Source organism: Pseudomonas sp. R84 (genome assembly GCF_009834515.1).
Lineage (GTDB): Bacteria > Pseudomonadota > Gammaproteobacteria > Pseudomonadales > Pseudomonadaceae > Aquipseudomonas.
In genome coordinates, this window is record NZ_CP019426.1 from 2,230,063 (window position 1) to 2,250,414 (window position 20,352).

Here is a 20,352-nt window from a genome sequence, read left to right on the forward strand (position 1 = left end):
ATCATTCACTGGTAAGGGCCGTGACCGGGTCGAGCCGGGCAGCTTTGCGGGCCGGCATGAAGCCGAAGACAACACCGGTGACAAGGGCGCAGCCGAAAGCGCCGAGCACTGCCATCAACGAGAACGCGACGGCCACTTCGCTCAGAATCAGCACGCCGCCAACGATCAACGCCAGGGCGATGCCGGCAATGCCGCCGACCACCGAGAGCATCACTGCCTCGGTGAGAAACTGGCGCAAAATGTCGCGCTGCCGCGCACCGGTGGCCATGCGGATACCGATCTCGCGGGTACGTTCACGCACGGTCATGAGCATGATGTTCATCACGCCGATGCCGCCGACCAGCAGGGAAATCGCGGCAATCGAGCCGAGCATCAGCGACAGGGTATTTTGCGTGCGCGCCTCGGCCTGGATCATTGCGGCATTGTTGGTCAGCTCGAAATCCTTCTTGCCGTTGTGCAAGCGCAGCATGAGCTGCTCGATGGCTTCTTCGGCGTCCTTGACCTTGCGTGCGTCGGTGGCGGCGATGGCCACGTATTCCGGATCGCGGGTGCCGAACAGCCTGACGCTGGCGGCCGAGTAGGGGATGGCGATGCGGTTGTCGCTGTCGGAGTCGCCAGAGCTGGCGCCTTTTTCCGCCAGTACACCGACCACCTGAAACGGTACGTTCTCGATCAGGATGTATTGGCCGATCGGGTTGATCACGTCCTTGAGCAGTTTGCTCCGGACTTTGTGGCCAATCACCGCCACTGCGGCGGCGTTCGCCTCGTCGGCCTCGGTGAAATAGCTGCCTTGCACCACCGGCCAGTTGAAGATCGCCGGGAAGTTGGTGTCGTTGCCGCCGACGTAACTCAAGTGGTCGGCATTGCCGAACCGCACACCGGCCTCGGCGCCGTTGACCGGCATGATCCGTTGCACTTGCGGCAGGCTCGCCAGTGCGCGGACGTCGTCGAGGGTGATGATCCCCGGTGGCGTGCGCGGATTGGGCGCCGAGCCGCTGAGGTAAATGATGTTCGAACCGAACGCGCCCATCTGCGCCATGACCTGACGCTTGCTGCCTTCGCCGACCGCAAGCATTACCACTACCGAGGCTACGCCGATGATGATGCCGAGCAGGGTCAGCGCGGTGCGGAAGCGATTGATCCACATCACCCGCCAAGCGGCGTGCAAGGCGTCGACCAGTTCGCCTTTCCAGGCGCCGGTGGCTTCGGCGCCTTCGACCAGGCGTTTGCGCAGATCGACGGCTTGCAAGGCGCCAGGGTTGGCGCTGGTCTGGGCTTCGGGGTTGTCCTTGGCGCTGTCACTGATGATCAGGCCGTCGCGAATTTCAATGATGCGTTTGGCCCGCGCCGCCACTTCGCGATCGTGGGTGATGAGAATGACGACGTGGCCCTGACTCGCCAGTTCGTCGAGCAGCGCCATGACTTCCTTGCCGCTGTGGCTGTCGAGGGCGCCGGTCGGTTCGTCGGCAAGAATAATGTGGCCGCCGTTCATCAACGCACGGGCAATCGACACCCGTTGTTGCTGGCCGCCCGAGAGCTGGTGCGGACGGTTGCCGGTGCGTGAGGCCAGGCCGAGGCGGTCTAGCAGGGCGGCCGCGCGGGCGTGGCGCTCGGCGGCCGGAGTGCCGGCATAGATCGCCGGCATCTCGACGTTTTCCTGGGCTGAGCCTGACGGAATCAGGTGATAACCCTGGAACACGAAACCAAAGGCTTCGCGGCGCAGCCATGCGAGTTCGTCGCTGTCGAGGCCGGCGACGTTTTCCCCGGCGAAGCGGTATTCGCCGGACGTCGGGCGGTCGAGGCAGCCGAGGATGTTCATCAGTGTCGATTTGCCGGAACCGGATGCGCCGACAATTGCCACGAATTCGCCGGCGTGGATCGACAGGTCGATGCCGCGCAGTACATGAACTTCAGGTGCGTCGCCGCCGCCGTAGGATTTGCGGATGTCCTGCAGATCGATCAAGGGCGTTTGCATTCAACCACCACTGCCGTCAGCGGGGCCGATGAGCAGGTGATCACCTTCGTCAAGTCCTTCGAGAACCTGCACCTTGAGCCGATCGCTGATCCCGGTACGTACCTCGCGCGACTGGATCTTGCCGTTGGCAGCGACCACTTGGGCTGTTTGCAGGTTGGCGGTAGCGCTGCCTTGCAGAGCAGCCACTGGGGCAGTGAGGACGTCCCTGGCCTGATCAGCGACGAAAAACACCTGGGTAGTCATCTCGGCCATCAAGGCGTTATCGGCGTTATCGACGTCGAGCAAAACCGTGTACAGCACGACGCGAGCGCTGCCGCTTTTACTGCTGCTGGCCGGGCTGCCGCCGCCCTGGCTGGTCTGATCGAGCGGTTTTGGTGGCACCGGCAGAATTTGCCGCACGGTGCTGCTCCAGCGCCGGTTGCCGCCGCTGAGGGTGGTGAAATAAGCCGTCATGCCCGGTTTGACATGGCCGATATCTGCCTCGGAAACCTCGGCCCAAACGGTCATCGGTGACAGCTTGGCGATGCGCAGAATCAGCGGCGTCTGCTGTTGCGCGTTGAGGGTCTGGCCTTCGCGGGCATCGAGGGCGACCACGGTGCCGGCCATTGGCGCATAGATCCGCGTGTAGCCGAGCTCGGCCTGATCGCTGCGCAGGCTGGCTTCGGCCTGACGGATCTGCGCCTGGAACATGTCGATGCGCGCTTGCGTGGCTTTCAGTTCGGCGCGGGCGGTCTGCACGTCTTCCTCGCGGGTTGCACCGCCAGCCGCCAGATTCTGTTGGCGCTGATACTTCTGTTGCGCCAATTCGTGCTGGGCACGTTGTTCCTGCAATTGCGCCTTGAGGTTCTCGACCGAGAAGCGGCCGGCGTCAAGCTTGGCCTTTTGCGTTGATGGATCGATTTCCACCAACAACTGTCCTTCCTTGACCACGTCGCCGACTTCGACATGGATTTTCTGAATCTGCCCGGAGGCTTGCGCGCCAACATCCACGTAACGACGCGGTTGCAGTGTGCCAAGCGCGGTGACGCTGCTTTCGATGTCGCCACGGGTCACTTGCACAGTGGTGAATTTATCCCGACCTGGCGGCAGGATCTGCCACGCAGCGTACGCGACAGCGGGGATCAGACAAAGGACTACGAGCAGGGCGCGTCGGGCGGGGCGGGGACGTTTCATGCAGGGTTCCGGCCAGTGAAAATCGGCCCGTCGTTCGGCTGGCACACAGATTCGGGCAGCACTGAACGCTGTCGCAAGGTGCGACAGACACGGGGAGCTGTCCTGTAAACGATGGAAGTGCAGGAGAATTTAACTGCGGACATACGAAGTTACAGCTATAGAGCAGCACTATTTGTCGGTCAACGATAAACACCACTTTAAATCTATATGAGAATTACTATAAATTACGCACCTCAAGTTGCCACTATCTTGCTACTGCGTTTTGCGCAGGGGTCAATCAGTGAGCTCAAGGACAGAACCCGCAGGTTTGCGGCCGGGAGTCATGTTGGAAAACTACTATCGCGAGCTGGTGTGTTTCCTGAACGCCAAGCTCGGCAACCGTCAGGTTGCCGAAGATGTGGTGCATGACGCCTATCTGCGAGTGCTGGAACGTTCCAGCGACACACCGATCGAGCAACCCCGCGCCTTTCTCTACCGAACCGCGCTGAATCTGGTCATCGACGATCATCGGCGCAACGCTTTGCGCCAGGTCGAGTCACTCGACGTGCTCGATAATGAAGAGCGCTATTTCACCCCGTCTCCCCACGGCAACCTTGATCATGGCCAGCGCCTGGAGATGCTTCAGCGTGCGTTGGCCGAGTTGTCACCGCTGTGTCGCGAAAGTTTTCTGCTGCGCAAGATCGAAGGCCTGTCACACCCGGAAATCGCCGGGCAGCTCGGCATTTCCAAGGCTCTGGTGGAAAAGCACATCGTCAATGCCATGAAGCATTGCCGCCTGCGCATCAAGCAATGGGATGCCCATTGAGCCGTCCGCGTTAAATTTTAATTCACTGTCCTCGTTCCTACTCAACAGACGACCTGCTGTCCTGCTCAAGGCCAGTCAGGTCACTTAGGCTCTCCTTGCCCCTTGTTGAGGGGTTCATCCAGAGGACACTGGAAATGACTCAGGCAATTGCATCGCCCATCGTTCACGACCTGATCGGCGTCGGTTTCGGCCCTTCGAACCTGGCACTGGCCATCGCTCTGCAAGAGCGCGGCCCGACCCAAGGCGAGCTGGATGTGCTGTTCCTCGACAAGCAGGCCAACTACAGCTGGCATGGCAACACCCTGTCGACGCAGAGCGAGTTGCAGATTTCCTTCCTCAAGGATCTGGTGACCCTGCGCAATCCAACCAGCCCGTACTCGTTCGTCAATTACCTCAAATATCACGGTCGTCTGGTCGACTTCATCAACCTCGGCACCTTCTATCCGTGCCGTATGGAGTACAACGACTACCTGCGCTGGGTTGCCGGGCAATTCGCCGAGCAGAGCCGTTACGGCGAAGAAGTGCTGACCATCGAGCCGGTCCTGCACAACCACCAGGTTGAAGCGCTGCGGGTGATTTCCCGTGGCAGCGATGGCCAGCAGCATGTGCGGACCACCCGTTCGGTGGTGGTCAGCGCCGGCGGCACGCCGCGCATTCCGGAGGCGTTCAAGGCGCTGAAGGGCGACACTCGTGTGTTCCACCATTCGCAGTACTTGTCGCAAATGGCCAAGCAGCCATGCGTCAACAATAAACCGATGAGCATCGCGATCATCGGTGGCGGACAGAGTGCGGCGGAAGCCTTTATCGATCTGAACGATTCGTTCCCGTCGGTACAGGTCGACATGATCCTGCGCGGCTCGGCACTCAAGCCTGCCGACGACAGTCCGTTCGTCAACGAAGTGTTCTCCCCGGAGTTCACCGACCTGGTGTTCCAGCAGAACAGCGCCGAGCGTGAGCGTCTGGTCAACGAGTACCACAACACCAACTATTCGGTGGTCGACATCGACCTGATCGAGCGCATCTACGGCATCTTCTATCGTCAGAAGGTGTCCGGGGTTGCCCGTCACGCGTTCCGTACGTTGACCACTGTCGAGAGCGCTACCGCGACCGAAAACGGTATCGAACTGGCCGTGCGCAACAACGCCACCGGCGAAGTCACCGTGCGCAACTACGATGCCGTTGTTCTGGCGACCGGCTACGAACGGCAGATGCACCGCAAACTGCTGGCACCGCTGGAAGAATACCTGGGCGACTTCGAGGTCGATCGCAACTACAAAGTGATCACCGACGAACGCTGCAAGGCCGGCATCTACATGCAGGGCTTCTGCCAGGCCAGCCACGGTCTGAGCGATACGTTGCTATCGGTGCTACCGATTCGTGCGGACGAGATTGCCGGTTCTTTGTATGAGCATGGCAAGAACCGTGGGCATCGTTCCATGACGGACCTGTTGTTGGCGACTGCCAGCTAAGACCAGCGGCGCTGGAAAGACCGCTATCGCGAGCAGGCTCACTCCTACAATGTTCTGTGTACGCAGGACCAATGTAGGAGTGAGCCTGCTCGCGATGGGGCCTTCGAAAACACCAGAGTTTCACAATCCTGAACCCTTCCTGAACATCCCCCACATTCCCCGATACACCTCCTTTTGCGGGTTTACTCTCCAGACATCGGGGCGTAAGCTTCGCGCGTTTTCATCAATAGCGGAGACCCACAGTGGGTACTTGTTCGAGTGACAGTTGTCGGCCGGTCTCGGTAACCGGCAGATTCTCGGCAAGATAACGCGCAGACTTTCTCTGTCGTTGTCTCGCCGTAAAAGCGAGCAGCGGCATCCCGTGCATGACCCGTCCTGGGCCATGGCTAGACGTCCTTCTCATCGACGCTGAACAGAGCGTGATTGCGACTTCATTGTTGTGATCGCAGCCCTATCGACACGCCTGTCTTTTCTGACCGGCGCGCCAAGCCTTGCCGTGCCGGTTTTTCCGGCGGACGAGGCGCGGCGGTACCTGCTTGACGGTTTCCCGGCTGACCATAGGTGCAACAGCCATGAAACTTACGCTCAAGGAATTCTTCGCAGGTTTTCTGCGGACCCGCCACATCGCCCGGCACTTCCGTCGCCTGGCGCTGCTGGAATCGATCAGCGACTCCACGGTCAGCCGTGAAGTCCCGCCCACTCTGGCCAACACCCTGGTCGATGCCGCGCAGTGCGACAGCGGTATGTTGCTGTCGTCACTGGGTACGCATTCCGATGGCCTGACCGATTTCGAAGTAGATGCGCTGCGTGCGCAATACGGCCTCAACGAAGTTGAACACGAGCAGCCGCTGCCATGGTGGATTCACCTGTGGCACTGCTACAAAAACCCGTTCAACCTGCTGCTGACCCTGTTGGCGGTGATCTCGTGGTTGACCGAAGACCTCAAAGCCGCCGTGGTGATTTTCTCCATGGTGGTGCTGTCGACGCTGCTGCGTTTCTGGCAGGAAAGCAAATCCAACCAGGCCGCCGATGCGCTCAAAGCCATGGTCAGCAACACCGCGACGGTGATGCGCCGTGACGCGCCACGCAGCGAATTGCCGATCAAACAATTGGTGCCGGGCGACCTGATCGTGCTATCGGCTGGTGACATGATTCCTGCCGATTGCCGGGTGCTCAGCGCCAAGGATCTGTTCGTCAGCCAAGCGGCGATGACCGGCGAATCGATGCCGGTGGAAAAGTTTCCACGTCAGGCTGATCGCGACACGCGCAATCCTCTGGAGCTGGACAACATCCTGTTCATGGGCACCAACGTCGTCTCCGGCACAGCGGTGGCGGTGATTCTCACCACCGGCAACAGCACTTATTTCGGTGCGTTGGCCCAGCGTGTTGGCGCTACTGATCGCGCAGTGACTTCCTTCCAGCAAGGCGTCAACAAAGTCAGCTGGCTGTTGATCCGTTTCATGTTCGTGATGGCGCCGCTGGTGCTGTTCATCAACGGTTTCACCAAGGGTGACTGGACCGAAGCGCTGCTGTTCGCACTGTCGATTGCCGTCGGCCTGACCCCGGAAATGCTGCCGATGATCGTCACCTCGACGTTGGCCAAAGGCGCGGTGTTTCTGTCACGCAAAAAGGTCATCGTCAAACGTCTGGACGCGATTCAGAACTTCGGTGCCATGGACGTGCTGTGCACCGACAAGACCGGCACGCTGACTCAGGACAAGATCTTCCTGGCGCGCAATGTCGACGTCTGGGGTGAAGACTCCGATGACGTGCTGGAAATGGCTTACCTCAACAGCTACTACCAGACCGGCCTGAAAAACCTGCTGGATGTCGCGGTGCTGGAACACGTGGAAATTCACCGTGAACTGAAAGTCGGCACGGCGTTTCGCAAGGTCGATGAGATTCCGTTCGACTTCAATCGTCGGCGTATGTCGGTGGTGGTCGAAGGGCGTGGCCAGCCACACCAGTTGATCTGCAAAGGTGCGGTGGAAGAAGTGTTGGCGGTGTGCAGCCGCGTGCGTCACGGCGAGGTCGATGAAGCCTTGAGCGATGAATTGCTGACCCGGATTCGTCAGGTCACCGCAGCATTCAACGCTGAAGGCTTGCGCGTGGTGGCGGTGGCTGCCCGCTCAATGCCCGAAGGTCGCGAGATTTACAGCCTGGCCGATGAGCAGGACCTGACGCTGATCGGTTACGTGGCGTTCCTCGATCCACCGAAGGAAAGCACCGCGCCAGCGCTCAAGGCCTTGGCCGAACATGGTGTGGCAGTGAAGGTGCTGACCGGTGACAACGAACTGGTGACTGCGAAGATCTGCCGCGAAGTCGGCCTCGCGCAACAAGGCCTGCTGCTGGGCAATGACGTTGAGCGCATGAGCGATGCCGAACTGGCGGTAGCCGTGGAAACCACCAATGTGTTCGCCAAACTGACGCCGTCGCACAAGGAGCGCATCGTGCGCATCCTCAAAGGCAACGGTCACGTGGTCGGTTTCATGGGTGACGGCATCAACGACGCACCCGCGCTGCGTACGGCTGACATCGGTATCTCGGTAGACAGTGCGGTGGACATCGCCAAGGAAGCGGCCGACATCATCCTCCTCGAAAAGAGCCTGATGGTGCTGGAGGAGGGCGTGCTCGAAGGCCGGCGCACCTTCGCCAACATGCTCAAGTACATCAAAATGACTGCCAGTTCCAACTTCGGCAACGTATTCTCGGTGCTGGTCGCCAGTGCGTTCATTCCGTTCCTGCCGATGCTGCCGATGCACCTGCTGGTGCAGAACCTGCTCTACGACATTTCGCAGATCGCCATTCCATTCGATAACGTCGACGAGGAAATGCTGAAAAAACCACAACGCTGGCAGCCGGGCGATGTCGGGCGCTTCATGCTGTTCTTCGGCCCGATCAGTTCGATCTTTGACATCACCACGTTCGCCTTGATGTGGTACGTGTTTGACGCCAACACGCCGGATCACCAGACGCTGTTCCAGTCCGGCTGGTTCGTGGTCGGCTTGCTGACCCAGACGCTGATCGTGCACATGATTCGCACGCCGAAGATTCCGTTCCTGCAAAGCCGTGCCGCCATGCCGCTGCTGGTGATGACCGGGATCATCATGGCGGTTGGCATCTTCCTGCCGATGGGGCCGCTGGCGCACTACTTCAAATTGCAGGCGCTGCCGTCGCTGTACTTCGTGTTCCTGCCGGTGATTCTGCTGGCGTACATGGCGCTGACCCAGGCGGTGAAAGGTTTTTACATCCGCCGGTTCGGCTGGCAATAAACAGCTAGAACGCTGCCCCCTGTAGGAGCTGCCGAAGGCTGCGATCTTTTGATTCTGCTTCCAAAGATCAAAGGATCGCAGCCTTCGGCAGCTCCTACAGGGCTGTGTATTTTTTCAGGGAGATGACGATGCAAGCCATCAACAACCTCAACCTCGATTCGCTGCTCGACACCCTCGTCAGCCTCAGCGCTGCGTTCATTCTCGGCGGTCTGATCGGCTTCGAGCGCCAGTACCGGCAACGCACCGCCGGCCTGCGCACCAATGTGCTGGTCGCGGTCGGTGCGGCGATTTTCGTCGACATGGCCAACCGTCTCGCCGGCGCTGAAGGCGCGGTGCGTGTGGTCGCCTACGTGGTGTCCGGGATCGGTTTTCTCGGCGCCGGGGTGATCATGCGCGAAGAGGGCAACGTGCGCGGCCTCAACACCGCCGCGACTCTGTGGACTTCAGCGGCGGTCGGCGCCTGTGCCGGCGCCGATCTGCTCGCCGAAGCCGTACTCGGCACGCTGTTCATTCTGGCCGCCAACACCTTGCTGCGGCCGATCGTCAACAACATCAACCGCCAGCCACTGGACGTGGTCTCGGCGGAAGTCACCAACATCGTCTATGTCATCGCCCGACGCTCACAGCAAACCGCCGTGTTTGCCTTGCTCGAAGCCGAGCTTGAACGCAGCAACTACCCGGCCAGCGATGTTGATGTGCATGCGTTCGGTGCCGATGAAATCGAGATCGAAGCGACGCTGGCGACAACGTCGGTCGATGGCGATGAACTCGACGCACTGGTGGCGCGAATTTCCACGTCGGCGCTGGTAGTGCAGGCGTTCTGGAGCCCGAGTACCACTGAGTAAACTGCCTCACCCTCCGATGAGTAGCTGTTTTTTTCGGAATATTCCTACAGATCCCGCCACGAGGCTTGCGTAGTCTTGCCGCACCCAGAAACCGTGACCCCGGGAGATTGACCATGATCAATAAAGCCCTGCGCATCCTGATCGCCGACTCGCAGCACTTCCACCGGATGAAAGTCGAGCGCTTGTTCAACAGCCTCGACTATTACCGCGTGGCGCCGGCGCAAAGCCTTATCGAACTGATGACGCTGGTGGATTACGGTTGCGAGCCCTTCGATGTGGTGGTCATCAACGCCGAACTGGCGGCGGGCTCGCTGGATCTGCTGGGGTTCTTCCTCGATAACCCGCAGGTTCGTCAGGCGTTGATCTACAACGAAGGCACGGCACCGCTACAGCAGGCTTCGGGCTTCGCTCAGGAAAATGTACACGTCAGTCATTTGTCACTGCCCTCAAAGCAGTCGATCCGCCAGTTGATGGCGCTGGTCGATGTACCCGCAAAGCCACACGAACCGGCCGTGCGCAAGGTGTGCCCGTCGGTGCAAAATGCTGCACATGCATAAAAAATCCCTGACCACAACTGTCAGGTCTGACAGGTGATTCGCTCGCCGTTCCATGTAACAGTCCCTGCGCAGCCACTGAGTCTGGATCAGCCCCCATCGGTGGCTCGTTCGCCAGACTTTGCATCGGGAGTGGCCATGAAGTCAGCGCTGATCGTCGATGATCATCCGGTGGTGCGCGCCGCCATCCGAATCGTGTTAATAGCTGCGGGTTTCAAACTGATCTACGAAGCATCTCAAGGCAACGAGGTGGTGTCGCTTATTCGTGAACACAAGCCTCAACTGGTGATACTCGATCTGAATTTGCCAGTACTCGATGGACTGGACGTTCTGGAGCGAATCAGGGTCAATAATCTTCAAAGCCCGGTGGTGGTTTTCAGTACATACGAACCTGCGTTCTATCAGGAGCGCTGTGTGCGTGCCGGGGCCATGGCTTACGTGACCAAAACCAATCAACTGGAGCAGTTGCGCAATGCCATTCGTGCGGTGATGTCAGGGCATACCTATTTTGCCGCACTCCCGGACTATTTCAGCACGCTGAATGCCGTGCAGGCCACGGAAAAACAGATGATCGATCAGCTCTCTGATCGTGAGATGAGCATTTTCCAGCAGCTGGCGCAGGGCAAGTCCAACAAGGCGATTGCCGAGGACATGCACCTGAGCCACAAGACCGTGAGTACTTACAAGACCCGCCTGATGAAAAAACTCGGGGTGATTTCGGCGATGCACTTGCGCGACTTCGCCAAGCGCAATCATTTGATCTGAGCGATCGCACATGAAGCCAGGATGCTGGATTGTCTGGTGGTGGTTGAGCCTGATGGCCACCTGTTGGGCGAGTGAAGCGCCGCAAGTGCTGCAAGTGCTGACCCGCACGGGACCGGGAAATGTCCAGCTACGTCTGGACGAACAGGATCGGCAATGGCTGCGTTTGCACCCGGTGTTGCGCATGGGCATTTCCGGACCGGATTACCCGCCGTTCGAGATCTCCCGCAATCAACAGGAACTCGAAGGGCTGACCGCTGATTACGCCGATCTGCTGGCGCAATTACTCGGCGTGCGCATCGAAGTCCTGCGTTTTGCCAATCGCGATGCGGTGATGGCGGCGCTCAAGCGCGGCGATCTCGATGTGTTGGGGACTTCCAACAGTTTTGAGACCGCCGACCCGGACATCATCCTGTCCCGTGCTTACGCCGAAGATCAGCCGATGCTGGTGACCCGGCTCGAAGAACAATTGCCGAGCGATCTGGCCGGCAAGCGTCTGGCCATGGTCGAGGACTATCTGCCGCTGGCGAGCGTGCAAGCGTTTTATCCCCACGCCAGCGTGCAGCGTTATCCTTCGGCGATGGATGCGCTGGGCGCGGTGGCCTTTGGCGCGGATGACGTTTATCTGGGTGACTTCATCAGCGCCAACTACCTGATCAACACCAATTATCGTAACGACCTGCAATTGGCCGGCCCGGCGGGACTGGACGCCAATGCGTTCGGCTTTGCCCTGTTGCGCAGCGACCCGCACCTCAAACGCATCGTCGATAAAGCGTTGGCGGCCATCCCCATGGAGCGCCGTCAACGTATCGAGCAACGCTGGAGCGCTGGCCTTGCCGAAATGGCTGAACAGTCGCGGGTGCAACTCAGTGCCAGTGAGCGGGAGTGGCTGGAGCAGCATCCGGTGGTGCGCGTCGGTGCCATCGAAGATTTCGCACCGCTGACTTTTTTTGATGCCGATGGCCGTTTCAGCGGGCTGTCGGCGCAACTGCTGAACTTGATCAGCCAGCGCAGCGGCCTGAAGTTCGATATCGTGCGCGGAGCATCGCTCGATCGCCAGATAGAACAGCTCAAGGCCGGTGAACTCGATGTATTGCCGGTGGTGACGCCGAGCAGCGAGCGCGAAACCGAACTGCAATTTACTCGCGCCTATCTGAACAATCCGTTTGTGCTGGTCAGCGCAAACACTGCGCAGGGGCCGCTCAACCTTGATGACCTGGCAGGCAAGCGACTAGCGATTTATCGCGGCCATCCGTTGCGCAGTTATCTCCTGGGACGCGTGCCGCGCGTTCGTCTGGTCGACGTCAAAAGTCCCGCTGAAGGCATGGCGATGATTACCAAAGGTCAAGTCGACGCCACGGTGAGCTCTCTACTGGTCGCACGCTTTCTGATCGCCCGTCACTACCGTGAACACCTGCGGATCAGCGGCACCGTCGGCGATCAACCGGCGCGCATTGCGCTGGCGACCACACCGCAAATGCCCGCGCTGCATTCGATCCTGAACAAGGCACTCCTGAGTATCGCCCCGCAACAGATGGACGAACTGGTTGAACGCTGGAGCCACGATGTGGTGGTCGATGACAGTTACTGGTTAAAACATCGCCAGGAAATCCTGCTTGGCTTTGCCGGTGCAGCGGTCTTGTTGGCGCTGGCACTGGCCTGGATCGTTTTTCAGCGCCAGCAGATTCGCCGGCGCCAGCAATGGTTGCAGCAATTGCAGGAAGCCAAGGATGCGGCGGACGACGCCAATCGGGCGAAAACCACCTTTCTGGCGACCATGAGCCATGAAATCCGCACGCCGATGAATGCCTTGATCGGTATGCTCGAACTGGCCCTGAAGCGCGCAGAAGAGGGTGTGACCGATCGTTTGGCCATTCAGGTGGCGTCCAACGCCGGGCAACAATTGCTGGCGCTGATCGGCGACATTCTTGACATCGCACGGATCGAGACCGGGCATTTGTCACTCGCGCCCGAACGCGCCAACCTGCGTGAACTGGTGGTGTCGGTGTGTCGGGTGTTTGAAGGGCTGGCGCGGCAGAAACGCTTGCTGTGGCACATCGAACTCGATGCGCGCAGCAATGTGGACGTGCTGATTGATCCGACGCGCTTCAAACAGGTGCTGTCGAATTTGCTCAGCAACGCGATCAAGTTCACCGAGGAGGGTGAGGTCAGTCTGCGGCTGACGGTGAGTGCAAGGATGACTGAGCGCCTGGCCGTGAAGGTGCTGATCGAGGACAGCGGAATAGGGATCAGCCACGATGATCGGCAGCGGCTGTTCAGCCCTTTCGTGCAGGCGAGCAATCACTCGCAGTCGGTACGCAGTGGTTCCGGACTTGGGCTGGTCATCAGTCGCAGTCTCTGCGAAATGATGGGCGGCACGCTGCGGCTCGACAGTGCGCGGGGCGAGGGAACGCAGGTCGAAGTGAGTCTCGAACTGCCACTGTTGGTCGTACTCGCTCAGCCCCCGGCAACCCCACGAGCTGCGGCTGCTGATACGTGTTCACTGAGCGTGCTGGTGGTGGACGATCACCCGGTGAACCGTTTGCTGTTGTGCTGGCAGTTGAGTGAACTCGGCCATCACACGGTCGACACCGAGAACGGCGATGAAGGCCTGGAGCGCTGGCGGGCGCAGGCGTTTGATGTGGTGATCACCGACTGCAACATGCCGCGGCGCAACGGTTATCAACTGGCGCGGACCATTCGTGATGAAGAAGCTATCACCGGTCGCGAAGCCTGTCTGATTCTTGGGTTTACCGCCAATGCACAGGCCGAAGAAAGAACGCGTTGCCTGCATGCCGGCATGGACGAATGTCTGTTCAAACCGATCCGCTTGCACGACCTGGCGCAGGCGTTGGCGGCGGCCAGTCATTGCGACATCGCGGTTGACCCCGTTGAGGTGCTGGCGCTGGCGGAAATCGACCTGAGCACCCTGGAGCAAATGGCCGGGGATAATCGTGCCATGATCGAACAGTTGCGCAAGGAAGTGTTGAACAGTTTGCAACTCGATCTGCAACGTCTTGATGATTTGCAGCCTGAGCTGGATCGTGCAGGGCTGCGTGAACTCACTCATCACATCAAGGGCGGGGCGCAGATGGTGGGCGCGGCGCAAGTAGTGGCGGCGTGTGTTGATCTGGAGCTGGCGAGTCAACAGGCGCAAGCGGCCACGCTGGGCATCGCAGTCGAGACGTTGCGCAAGGCCATGACCGGTCTCGCGCAACGTCTGCAGGCCTGAACGGGCAATATCGCTGGATCAGTCCCAGTCTGGCGCGATGCCTTTCGGACTGGTCAGGCGATGGCCGCGATCCAGTTTGGCAATCAGTGCCATGTCGGCGTCGCTCAACGTCAGCGCCGTGGCGGCGAGGTTGCTTTGTAGATTGGCCTGTTTGGTCGACGAAGGAATCACGGCATAGCCCGACTGCATTGCCCAGGCGAGAGTGACTTGCGCCGGAGTAGCCTGCAGGCGCTCGGCGATTTGCAGGATCAGCGGATCGTTCAGCACTTCACCGTAGGCGAGGGTCATGTACGACGTGATGTGGATGCCTTGGCTCTGTGCAAACTCGACGACTTTACCGTTTTGCAGGTACGGGTGCAGTTCGATCTGGTTGGTCGCGATGTGGTCGGCACCGACCGCGGCGATCGCCTGTTGCATCAGCTCGATGGTGAAGTTGGACACACCGATCTGCCGGGTCAGGCCCAGGCGTTTGGCTTCCAGCAGGGCGGCCATGAACTCTTCGACCGGGACCTGGTTTTCCGGCGATGGCCAGTGAATCAGCGTCAGGTCGAGGTAGCCGGTCTGCAGTTTTTCCAGGCTTTCCTTGAGGCTGTCGATCAGGCGATCCTTGGCGAAGTTGGCGACCCAGATCTTGCTGGTGATGAACAGCTCTTCACGCGGGATGCCGCTGGCTGCGATGGCCTGGCCGACATCGGCTTCGTTTTCGTAGATTTGCGCGGTGTCGATGACCCGGTAGCCGAGTTCGAGGGCGGTGCTCACTGAGTCAATGACGACCTGGCCTTGCAAGCGAAACGTGCCAAGGCCAAAAGCGGGAACAGACATGAAAGACTCCAGGGGTTGCAGTGGGAATGGCCGGGAGTATCCGCGTCTGCATCGTTGAGAAAAACCGCTGGCGGGGCAAAGCACTGTTGACCGCAAGTCATGAATCCACCCATTGATTTTTGTTGTTTGGACTGGCCCTATCGCGAGCAGGCTCACTCCTACATTGGAACGCGGTCTCCTGTAGGAGTGAGCCTGCTCGCGATGGTCGCGACTCGGTCTCAGGCTATATCGCTCTGCGCAAACTCCTCCCCGAGAAAATCAATCAACGTGCGCACCGACGGCAACAACCCGCGCCGCGACGGAAAGATCGCATGCACCACCCCGCATTTCGGAGCCCAGCCCGGAATCAACTCCACGACTCGTCCGGTAGCAATGTCCTCTCGCACGACTACGCTCGGCAGATGCGCCACGCCAACGCCGGCAATCACCGCCTGACGCAAGGCAATCAAATCATCGGTGACCATCCGCGGCGTATGCCGATTCAGCGCCGTGTTGCCATTCGGCCCGAGCAGTTCCCATTGATATTCGCGCTGCGCCGCCCCCCAATGCAGGCTCGGCAGGCCATTGAGGTCAGCAGGCGAGGGCGGTGATGACAGACGTTCGACGAACTACGGGCTGCCGACCACTGATTGCGTACTGTTGCCCAGCACTTTCATGACCATGTCGGTGTTTTCCGGCTGCGGGAAACGCACGCGCAAGGCAATGTCAATGCCTTCATGCAACAGATCGACACGGCGGTTGGTGCTCTCGATAAACAACTCCACCATCGTTCTCCAGATAGAACGCTAAGGCTGATTTTTGCAGTCTAGTGCATTAATGGTCATGGATTTAAGCTTAATCCATCGCATCACTCACCCCATTGGAGACAACCATGAAAAACATCATCGGTATCTACACCAGCCCGCGCGGCCATTGGGTCGGCGATGGTTTCCCGGTTCGCACGCTGTTTTCCTACGACAACCTGGGCAAACACATCAGCCCGTTCCTGCTGCTCGATCATGCCGGCCCGGCCGACTTCACCCCGACGACTGAACGGCGTGGCGTTGGTCAGCATCCGCACCGTGGTTTCGAAACCGTGACTATCGTGTATGAAGGCGAAGTGCAGCATCGCGATTCGACCGGCAGTGGCGGCGTCATCGGCCCGGGCGATGTGCAATGGATGACTGCCGCTTCCGGGATCCTCCACGAGGAATTCCATTCGGAAAACTTCGCCAGAACCGGCGGCAAACTGGAAATGGTCCAGTTGTGGGTCAATCTGCCGGCCAAGGACAAAATGGCCGCGCCGGGCTACCAGACGATTCTCGACAGCGACATTCCGAGCATTGCGCTCAAGGACAACGCCGGCAGCCTGCGCCTGATCGCCGGTGAATTCGAGGGGTACAAAGGCCCGTCGCGCACCTTCACACCGATCGACGTGTGGGATCTGCGCCTCAACGCCGGCAAGTTGCTGACGCTGGATCTGCACGAAGGCCGCAATACCGCGCTGGTGGTGTTGAAAGGCTCGGTGCAGGTCAACGGTGTGGAATCGGTGCGTGAAGGGCAGTTGGCGCTGTTCGAACGTGACGGCCATCAGATGACGCTCGAAGCCAGCCAGGACGCGGTGGTGTTGCTGCTCAGCGGCGAGCCGATCGACGAACCGATCGTCGGCCACGGCCCGTTCGTGATGAACACCGAGCAGGAAATTCACCAGGCCTTCGCCGACTTCCAGTCCGGCCGCTTCGGTCAGATGCACGCTTAACGCATCACCACTCCGCTCTACACAGGACGCGTAGGCCGGTTCGCAGGCCAGGGATGGCTGTTGCCTATAGAAAAGAGGAAACGCACATGACCACTCAATACAAACGTCTGGACAAGAACAACGCTGCGGTGCTGCTGGTCGACCATCAAGCCGGACTGCTGTCACTGGTGCGCGACATTGAACCGGACAAATTCAAGAACAACGTGCTGGCGCTGGCCGATCTGGCCAAGTACTTCAAACTGCCGACGATCCTCACCACCAGTTTCGAAACCGGCTCCAACGCCCGTTGGTGCCAGAGCTGAAGGCGCGTCCGGTACGCTCAACGAACTGACCAGCGAATCGGCGTGGAACCGCATGTCCAGCGCCGGTGCGCAATTGATGACCTGGTTCGGTCTGGCCTGCGAGCTGCATCGCGACTGGCGCAACGACATCGAAGGGTTGGGCACGCTGTTCTCCAACCACATCCCGGACTACCGCAACCTGATGACCAGCTACAGCACCCTGACTAACGGTAAGTAATCTGCCACCCCGTAAACCTGTGTAGGAGCTGCCGCAGGCTGCGATCTTTTGATGTTGTTTTTTAAAGATCAAAAGATCGCAGCCTGCGGCAGCTCCTACATGGGTTTCGCGGTGTTTTGGCGTGGGTGTTCAGGCTCTGAAATCAATTGCTCCTACACTTGCTCAATCTGTGCGATCTTCTCGCGATTGGCCCCCGTCGGAGTTGTTTGATGCTGTCTCTGCTCACCGAACATCCGTTGTTCTGCGCGTTGATCCTGATCCTCCTCGATCTGGGCCTGTGGCGTCTGATCTCCTCCCACGGCAGCGAGTGGAAACTGCTGGTGCGGGTGCTGATTTTCACGTTGTTCAGCGTGCTGCTGTTCAACGAAGGCCTCAACCCGATGGAGCCGGCGCCGTGGGCCGACAGCGTGCCGCTGCATCTGGCGGCGACCGGATTGCAGATTGGCTGGTGGCTGTTCGGCGCGCGCACTCTGACGGTGTTGATCGGCGCGGTAATGATGCAGCGGGTCGGCCACACCGGGCGGCTGTTGCAGGACTTGCTCGGCGCGGTGATTTTCCTCATCGCAATCATTGCCGCGCTGGCCTATGTGCTGGATCTGCCGGTCAAAGGCGTGCTGGCGACGTCTGGCGCCTTGGCGATCATCGTCGGTCTGGCTTTGCAGAGCACACTCAGCGATGTGTTCTCCGGGATCGTCCTCAACACCACCAAGCCATATCAACTGGATGACTGGATTTCCATCGACGGCACGGAGGGGCGGGTCACCGACATCGACTGGCGCGCTACGCGTCTGCAAACCAGTCAGGGCAGCATGGCGGTGATCCCTAACTCGCTGGCGGCCAAGGCCAAGATCATCAACTTCAGTCGACCGAGCAATATGTTCGGTGTCGCGGTCAGCGTGCAGGTCAGCCCGCATGCCCGGCCCAGTTCGGTAATCGATGCGCTGGAGCGGGCAATGCAGGGCTGTCGGCAGCTGCTCGATACGCCAGCGCCGAGCGTGGCACTGAAAAGCTCCAGCAGCAGCGGTGCGGAATACGAAATCAGCGGGTTCGTCGCGTCGATGGGCGAGAAGCGTGTAGTGCGCAATCAGCTGTTCGATCTGGCCTATCGGCACTTGCAGGCGTCCGGGGTCAATCTGCTGTCGAGCGATGAAAGCTCTGCACCGACCAATTTGTCGCGGCCCCGGGCGTTGCTCGACAGCTCGCCGATTTTTTCCACCCTGCGTCAGGAAGAGAAAGACACCTTCAGCCAGAACATGAGCCTGCAAACCTTTCGCGCCGGTGAAATCATTCTTGCGGGCGGCGAGGTCAGCGATCACCTGTTCATTATCGAGTCCGGAGTGGTTTCGGTGACATTGAAGCGCCACGGCACACCATTCGAGTCCGGGCGCATGGGGCCGGGCGAGGTGATTGGCGAGGCTGGGATCTTGTCCGACACCGCGTTGCCGGCGGACTTTTCGGCGAAGACCTTTTGCGCGTTGTATCGCATCGAGAAGTCCTACCTTAAACCGTGCCTCGATGCGCGCCATGACATCCACGACGCGATGCAGACGCTGCTCGATTTCCGCCTGCACAAGGCGCAGTCCCTGACCGAGGAAGCGCCGGCGGTGGTACCGAAAAGAGGCTTTTTGCAGTGGCTGCGCAATCGCGCCTGAAGGGTCAGGCGCCGAGTTTCTGCTCCAGATGCAAGCGCACCTGCGGCCACTCGTCGTCGATGATGCTGAAGCGCACCGAGTTGCGCTTGCGTCCATCCGGCATGATCCGCTCATGGCGGACGATGCCTTCCTGTTGCGCGCCAAGGCGCAGAATCGCGTTGCGCGACTTCTGGTTGGTCTCGTCGGTGGTGAACTGCACGCGCACGCAATCGAGCACTTCGAAGGCGTGGCGCAGCATCAGGTACTTGGCTTCGGTATTGACGAAGGATTTCTGCCAGCTCGCCGCGATCCAGCTGCTGCCGATTTCCAGCTTGCGATTGAGCGGGTCAATCTTCCAGAAGCGGGTTGAGCCGATCACTTCCCCGGTGTCTTTCAAGACAATGACAAACGGCAGCACCGTGCCGGCGTCACGGCCGTCGAGGGCTTTTTTCAGGTAGCTGTCGACGGTGCTTGCTGAAGGCACAACCGTGACGGTGAGGTTCCACAACTCGCCATCGGCGGCAGCCTGGAGCAGGGCGGCGGCATCTGAATACTGAAGCGGGCGCAAGAGGATGCGCTGACCTTGCAGCGTGGTTGGCATGGGATTCAGGTCTCGGCGGAACGGGCGAATGACGAGTGTCTATTACGCCGCAGTGGGTGGATCCGATGCAACCGTGGCGATGTTCACGAGGTCACAATTTTCACAGCCCATGGGCAGGAGCCTCAGCCGATGAAAAACCTGCGGATCGCCACCTACAACGTCAACGGCCTGCGCGCGCGTCTGCCAAATCTGCTGGATTGGCTCAAGCGCGAACAACCGGACATCGCCTGCCTGCAAGAACTCAAATCTGTCGACACGGCATTCCCCGCCGCAGAACTGGAAGCCGCCGGTTATGGCGCGATCTGGCAAGGCCAGGCGTCGTGGAACGGCGTGGCGATTCTCGCCCGTGATGCGCAACCGCTGGAGAGTCGACGCGGTCTGCCGGGCGATCCGGATGACAAGCACAGCCGTTATCTGGAAGCAGCGGTGCACGGCGTTCTGGTCGGGTGCCTGTACCTGCCCAACGGCAATCCGCAGCCCGGTCCGAAATTCGATTACAAACTGGCTTGGTTCGAGCGGCTCATCAGCTATGCGAAAGACCTGCAAAGCAGCGATCACCCGGTGGTGCTGGCCGGTGATTACAACGTCGTGCCCACTGATATGGACATCTACAACACCCGCTCCTGGCTCAAGGATGCGCTGCTGCAACCGCAGAGTCGCGAGTGCTACCAGCGCCTGCTCGATCAAGGCTGGACCGATTCGCTGCGGCATCTGTACCCCGAGGATCGCCTCTATACGTTTTGGGACTACTTTCGCCAGCACTGGCAAACCAACTCCGGACTGCGCATCGATCATCTGCTGCTCAACCCGGCGCTGAGTCCCTATTTGCACGAGGCCGGGGTCGACGCCTGGGTGCGCAACGAGCCGCATGCCAGCGACCATGCGCCGACGTGGATTCGTATCGGTTCACGCAAGAAACGCTAGCGGGCGATTGGCGAAATCAATTGTCGAAAA

Annotated in this window: 14 protein-coding genes and 2 pseudogenes; 11 read left to right on the forward strand and 5 right to left on the reverse strand. The window is 59.8% G+C overall.

Annotation, left to right across the window (positions count from 1 at the left end):
• Position 1: 1 nt before the first annotated feature.
• Both PspR84_RS09930 and PspR84_RS09935 read right to left on the reverse strand, forming a co-directional pair.
• Entirely contained in the window at positions 2-1,975 is a 1,974-nt protein-coding gene (locus PspR84_RS09930) for a MacB family efflux pump subunit (protein ID WP_160057118.1), read from the reverse strand.
• Positions 1,976-3,148 carry an efflux RND transporter periplasmic adaptor subunit gene (locus tag PspR84_RS09935; protein WP_160057119.1) on the reverse strand — a complete coding sequence of 391 codons (1,173 nt, stop codon included), beginning with the start codon at positions 3,146-3,148 and terminating at the stop codon, positions 1,976-1,978.
• Between the two features lie 322 nt (positions 3,149-3,470).
• On the opposite strand from PspR84_RS09935, the gene PspR84_RS09940 reads away from it, so the two are divergent.
• From PspR84_RS09940 to PspR84_RS09970, 7 genes are all read left to right on the forward strand, one after another.
• Complete coding sequence (locus PspR84_RS09940) at positions 3,471-3,953, forward strand: sigma-70 family RNA polymerase sigma factor (protein WP_160057120.1); 483 nt, start codon at positions 3,471-3,473, stop codon at positions 3,951-3,953.
• A gap of 134 nt (positions 3,954-4,087) precedes the next feature.
• Positions 4,088-5,422, forward strand: a complete 1,335-nt coding sequence (locus tag PspR84_RS09945; RefSeq protein ID WP_160057121.1) for a SidA/IucD/PvdA family monooxygenase — start codon at positions 4,088-4,090, stop codon at positions 5,420-5,422.
• 572 nt (positions 5,423-5,994) lie between these two features.
• On the forward strand, positions 5,995-8,694 hold the full coding sequence (gene mgtA / locus PspR84_RS09950) for a magnesium-translocating P-type ATPase (RefSeq protein ID WP_160057122.1): 2,700 nt from the start codon (positions 5,995-5,997) through the stop codon (positions 8,692-8,694).
• Between the two features lie 128 nt (positions 8,695-8,822).
• The gene (locus tag PspR84_RS09955) at positions 8,823-9,539 is read left to right on the forward strand and encodes an MgtC/SapB family protein (RefSeq protein ID WP_007913384.1); all 717 of its coding nucleotides are present in this window, start codon (positions 8,823-8,825) and stop codon (positions 9,537-9,539) included.
• A gap of 113 nt (positions 9,540-9,652) precedes the next feature.
• Positions 9,653-10,096, forward strand: coding sequence for a chemotaxis protein CheY (locus PspR84_RS09960; RefSeq protein ID WP_160057123.1), 444 nt, complete (start codon positions 9,653-9,655; stop codon positions 10,094-10,096).
• Positions 10,097-10,231: 135 nt separating this feature from the next.
• Positions 10,232-10,858, forward strand: a complete 627-nt coding sequence (locus PspR84_RS09965; protein WP_160057124.1) for a response regulator transcription factor — start codon at positions 10,232-10,234, stop codon at positions 10,856-10,858.
• 10 nt (positions 10,859-10,868) lie between these two features.
• Positions 10,869-14,087, forward strand: a complete 3,219-nt coding sequence (locus PspR84_RS09970; RefSeq protein WP_160057125.1) for a transporter substrate-binding domain-containing protein — start codon at positions 10,869-10,871, stop codon at positions 14,085-14,087.
• A gap of 18 nt (positions 14,088-14,105) precedes the next feature.
• On the opposite strand, the gene dkgB is transcribed toward PspR84_RS09970, so the two are convergent.
• Positions 14,106-14,909, reverse strand: coding sequence for a 2,5-didehydrogluconate reductase DkgB (gene dkgB, locus PspR84_RS09975; RefSeq protein WP_160057126.1), 804 nt, complete (start codon positions 14,907-14,909; stop codon positions 14,106-14,108).
• 218 nt (positions 14,910-15,127) lie between these two features.
• A pseudogene (locus tag PspR84_RS09980) lies at positions 15,128-15,676 on the reverse strand (LysR substrate-binding domain-containing protein); the annotation flags it as partial.
• Positions 15,677-15,780: 104 nt separating this feature from the next.
• On the opposite strand from PspR84_RS09980, the gene PspR84_RS09985 reads away from it, so the two are divergent.
• The 3 genes and pseudogenes from PspR84_RS09985 to PspR84_RS09995 all read left to right on the forward strand — a co-directional run bounded on the left by PspR84_RS09985 (position 15,781) and on the right by PspR84_RS09995 (position 18,818).
• A complete protein-coding gene (locus PspR84_RS09985; protein WP_160057127.1) occupies positions 15,781-16,647 on the forward strand; it encodes a pirin family protein in 867 nt (288 codons plus the stop codon).
• Between the two features lie 86 nt (positions 16,648-16,733).
• Positions 16,734-17,166, forward strand: a pseudogene (locus PspR84_RS09990) (hypothetical protein).
• 209 nt (positions 17,167-17,375) lie between these two features.
• Positions 17,376-18,818, forward strand: coding sequence for a mechanosensitive ion channel family protein (locus PspR84_RS09995; protein ID WP_160057128.1), 1,443 nt, complete (start codon positions 17,376-17,378; stop codon positions 18,816-18,818).
• Positions 18,819-18,822: 4 nt separating this feature from the next.
• Here PspR84_RS09995 and PspR84_RS10000 read toward each other — a convergent pair whose 3' ends face one another.
• Entirely contained in the window at positions 18,823-19,398 is a 576-nt protein-coding gene (locus tag PspR84_RS10000; protein ID WP_160057129.1) for a GNAT family protein, read from the reverse strand.
• Between the two features lie 129 nt (positions 19,399-19,527).
• Here PspR84_RS10000 and xth point away from each other — a divergent pair, with 129 nt between their 5' ends.
• Positions 19,528-20,322 (forward strand): exodeoxyribonuclease III, encoded by a 795-nt coding sequence (gene xth, locus PspR84_RS10005; RefSeq protein ID WP_160057130.1) that lies wholly within the window; start codon positions 19,528-19,530, stop codon positions 20,320-20,322.
• Positions 20,323-20,352: the final 30 nt, after the last annotated feature.

Excerpts from the sequence above, each read along its gene's own strand:
- PspR84_RS09995 (WP_160057128.1), top strand. The coding sequence starts at position 17,376 with ATGCTGTCTCTGCTCACCGAACATCCGTTGTTCTGCGCGTTGATCCTG.
- PspR84_RS09935 (WP_160057119.1), bottom strand. The coding sequence starts at position 3,148 with ATGAAACGTCCCCGCCCCGCCCGACGCGCCCTGCTCGTAGTCCTTTGT.
- PspR84_RS09965 (WP_160057124.1), top strand. The coding sequence starts at position 10,232 with ATGAAGTCAGCGCTGATCGTCGATGATCATCCGGTGGTGCGCGCCGCC.
- PspR84_RS09945 (WP_160057121.1), top strand. The coding sequence starts at position 4,088 with ATGACTCAGGCAATTGCATCGCCCATCGTTCACGACCTGATCGGCGTC.
- PspR84_RS09970 (WP_160057125.1), top strand. The coding sequence starts at position 10,869 with ATGAAGCCAGGATGCTGGATTGTCTGGTGGTGGTTGAGCCTGATGGCC.
- PspR84_RS09930 (WP_160057118.1), bottom strand. The coding sequence starts at position 1,975 with ATGCAAACGCCCTTGATCGATCTGCAGGACATCCGCAAATCCTACGGC.
- PspR84_RS09960 (WP_160057123.1), top strand. The coding sequence starts at position 9,653 with ATGATCAATAAAGCCCTGCGCATCCTGATCGCCGACTCGCAGCACTTC.
- PspR84_RS09985 (WP_160057127.1), top strand. The coding sequence starts at position 15,781 with ATGAAAAACATCATCGGTATCTACACCAGCCCGCGCGGCCATTGGGTC.
- PspR84_RS09940 (WP_160057120.1), top strand. The coding sequence starts at position 3,471 with ATGTTGGAAAACTACTATCGCGAGCTGGTGTGTTTCCTGAACGCCAAG.
- xth (WP_160057130.1), top strand. The coding sequence starts at position 19,528 with ATGAAAAACCTGCGGATCGCCACCTACAACGTCAACGGCCTGCGCGCG.
- PspR84_RS09955 (WP_007913384.1), top strand. The coding sequence starts at position 8,823 with ATGCAAGCCATCAACAACCTCAACCTCGATTCGCTGCTCGACACCCTC.
- PspR84_RS10000 (WP_160057129.1), bottom strand. The coding sequence starts at position 19,398 with ATGCCAACCACGCTGCAAGGTCAGCGCATCCTCTTGCGCCCGCTTCAG.
- dkgB (WP_160057126.1), bottom strand. The coding sequence starts at position 14,909 with ATGTCTGTTCCCGCTTTTGGCCTTGGCACGTTTCGCTTGCAAGGCCAG.
- mgtA (WP_160057122.1), top strand. The coding sequence starts at position 5,995 with ATGAAACTTACGCTCAAGGAATTCTTCGCAGGTTTTCTGCGGACCCGC.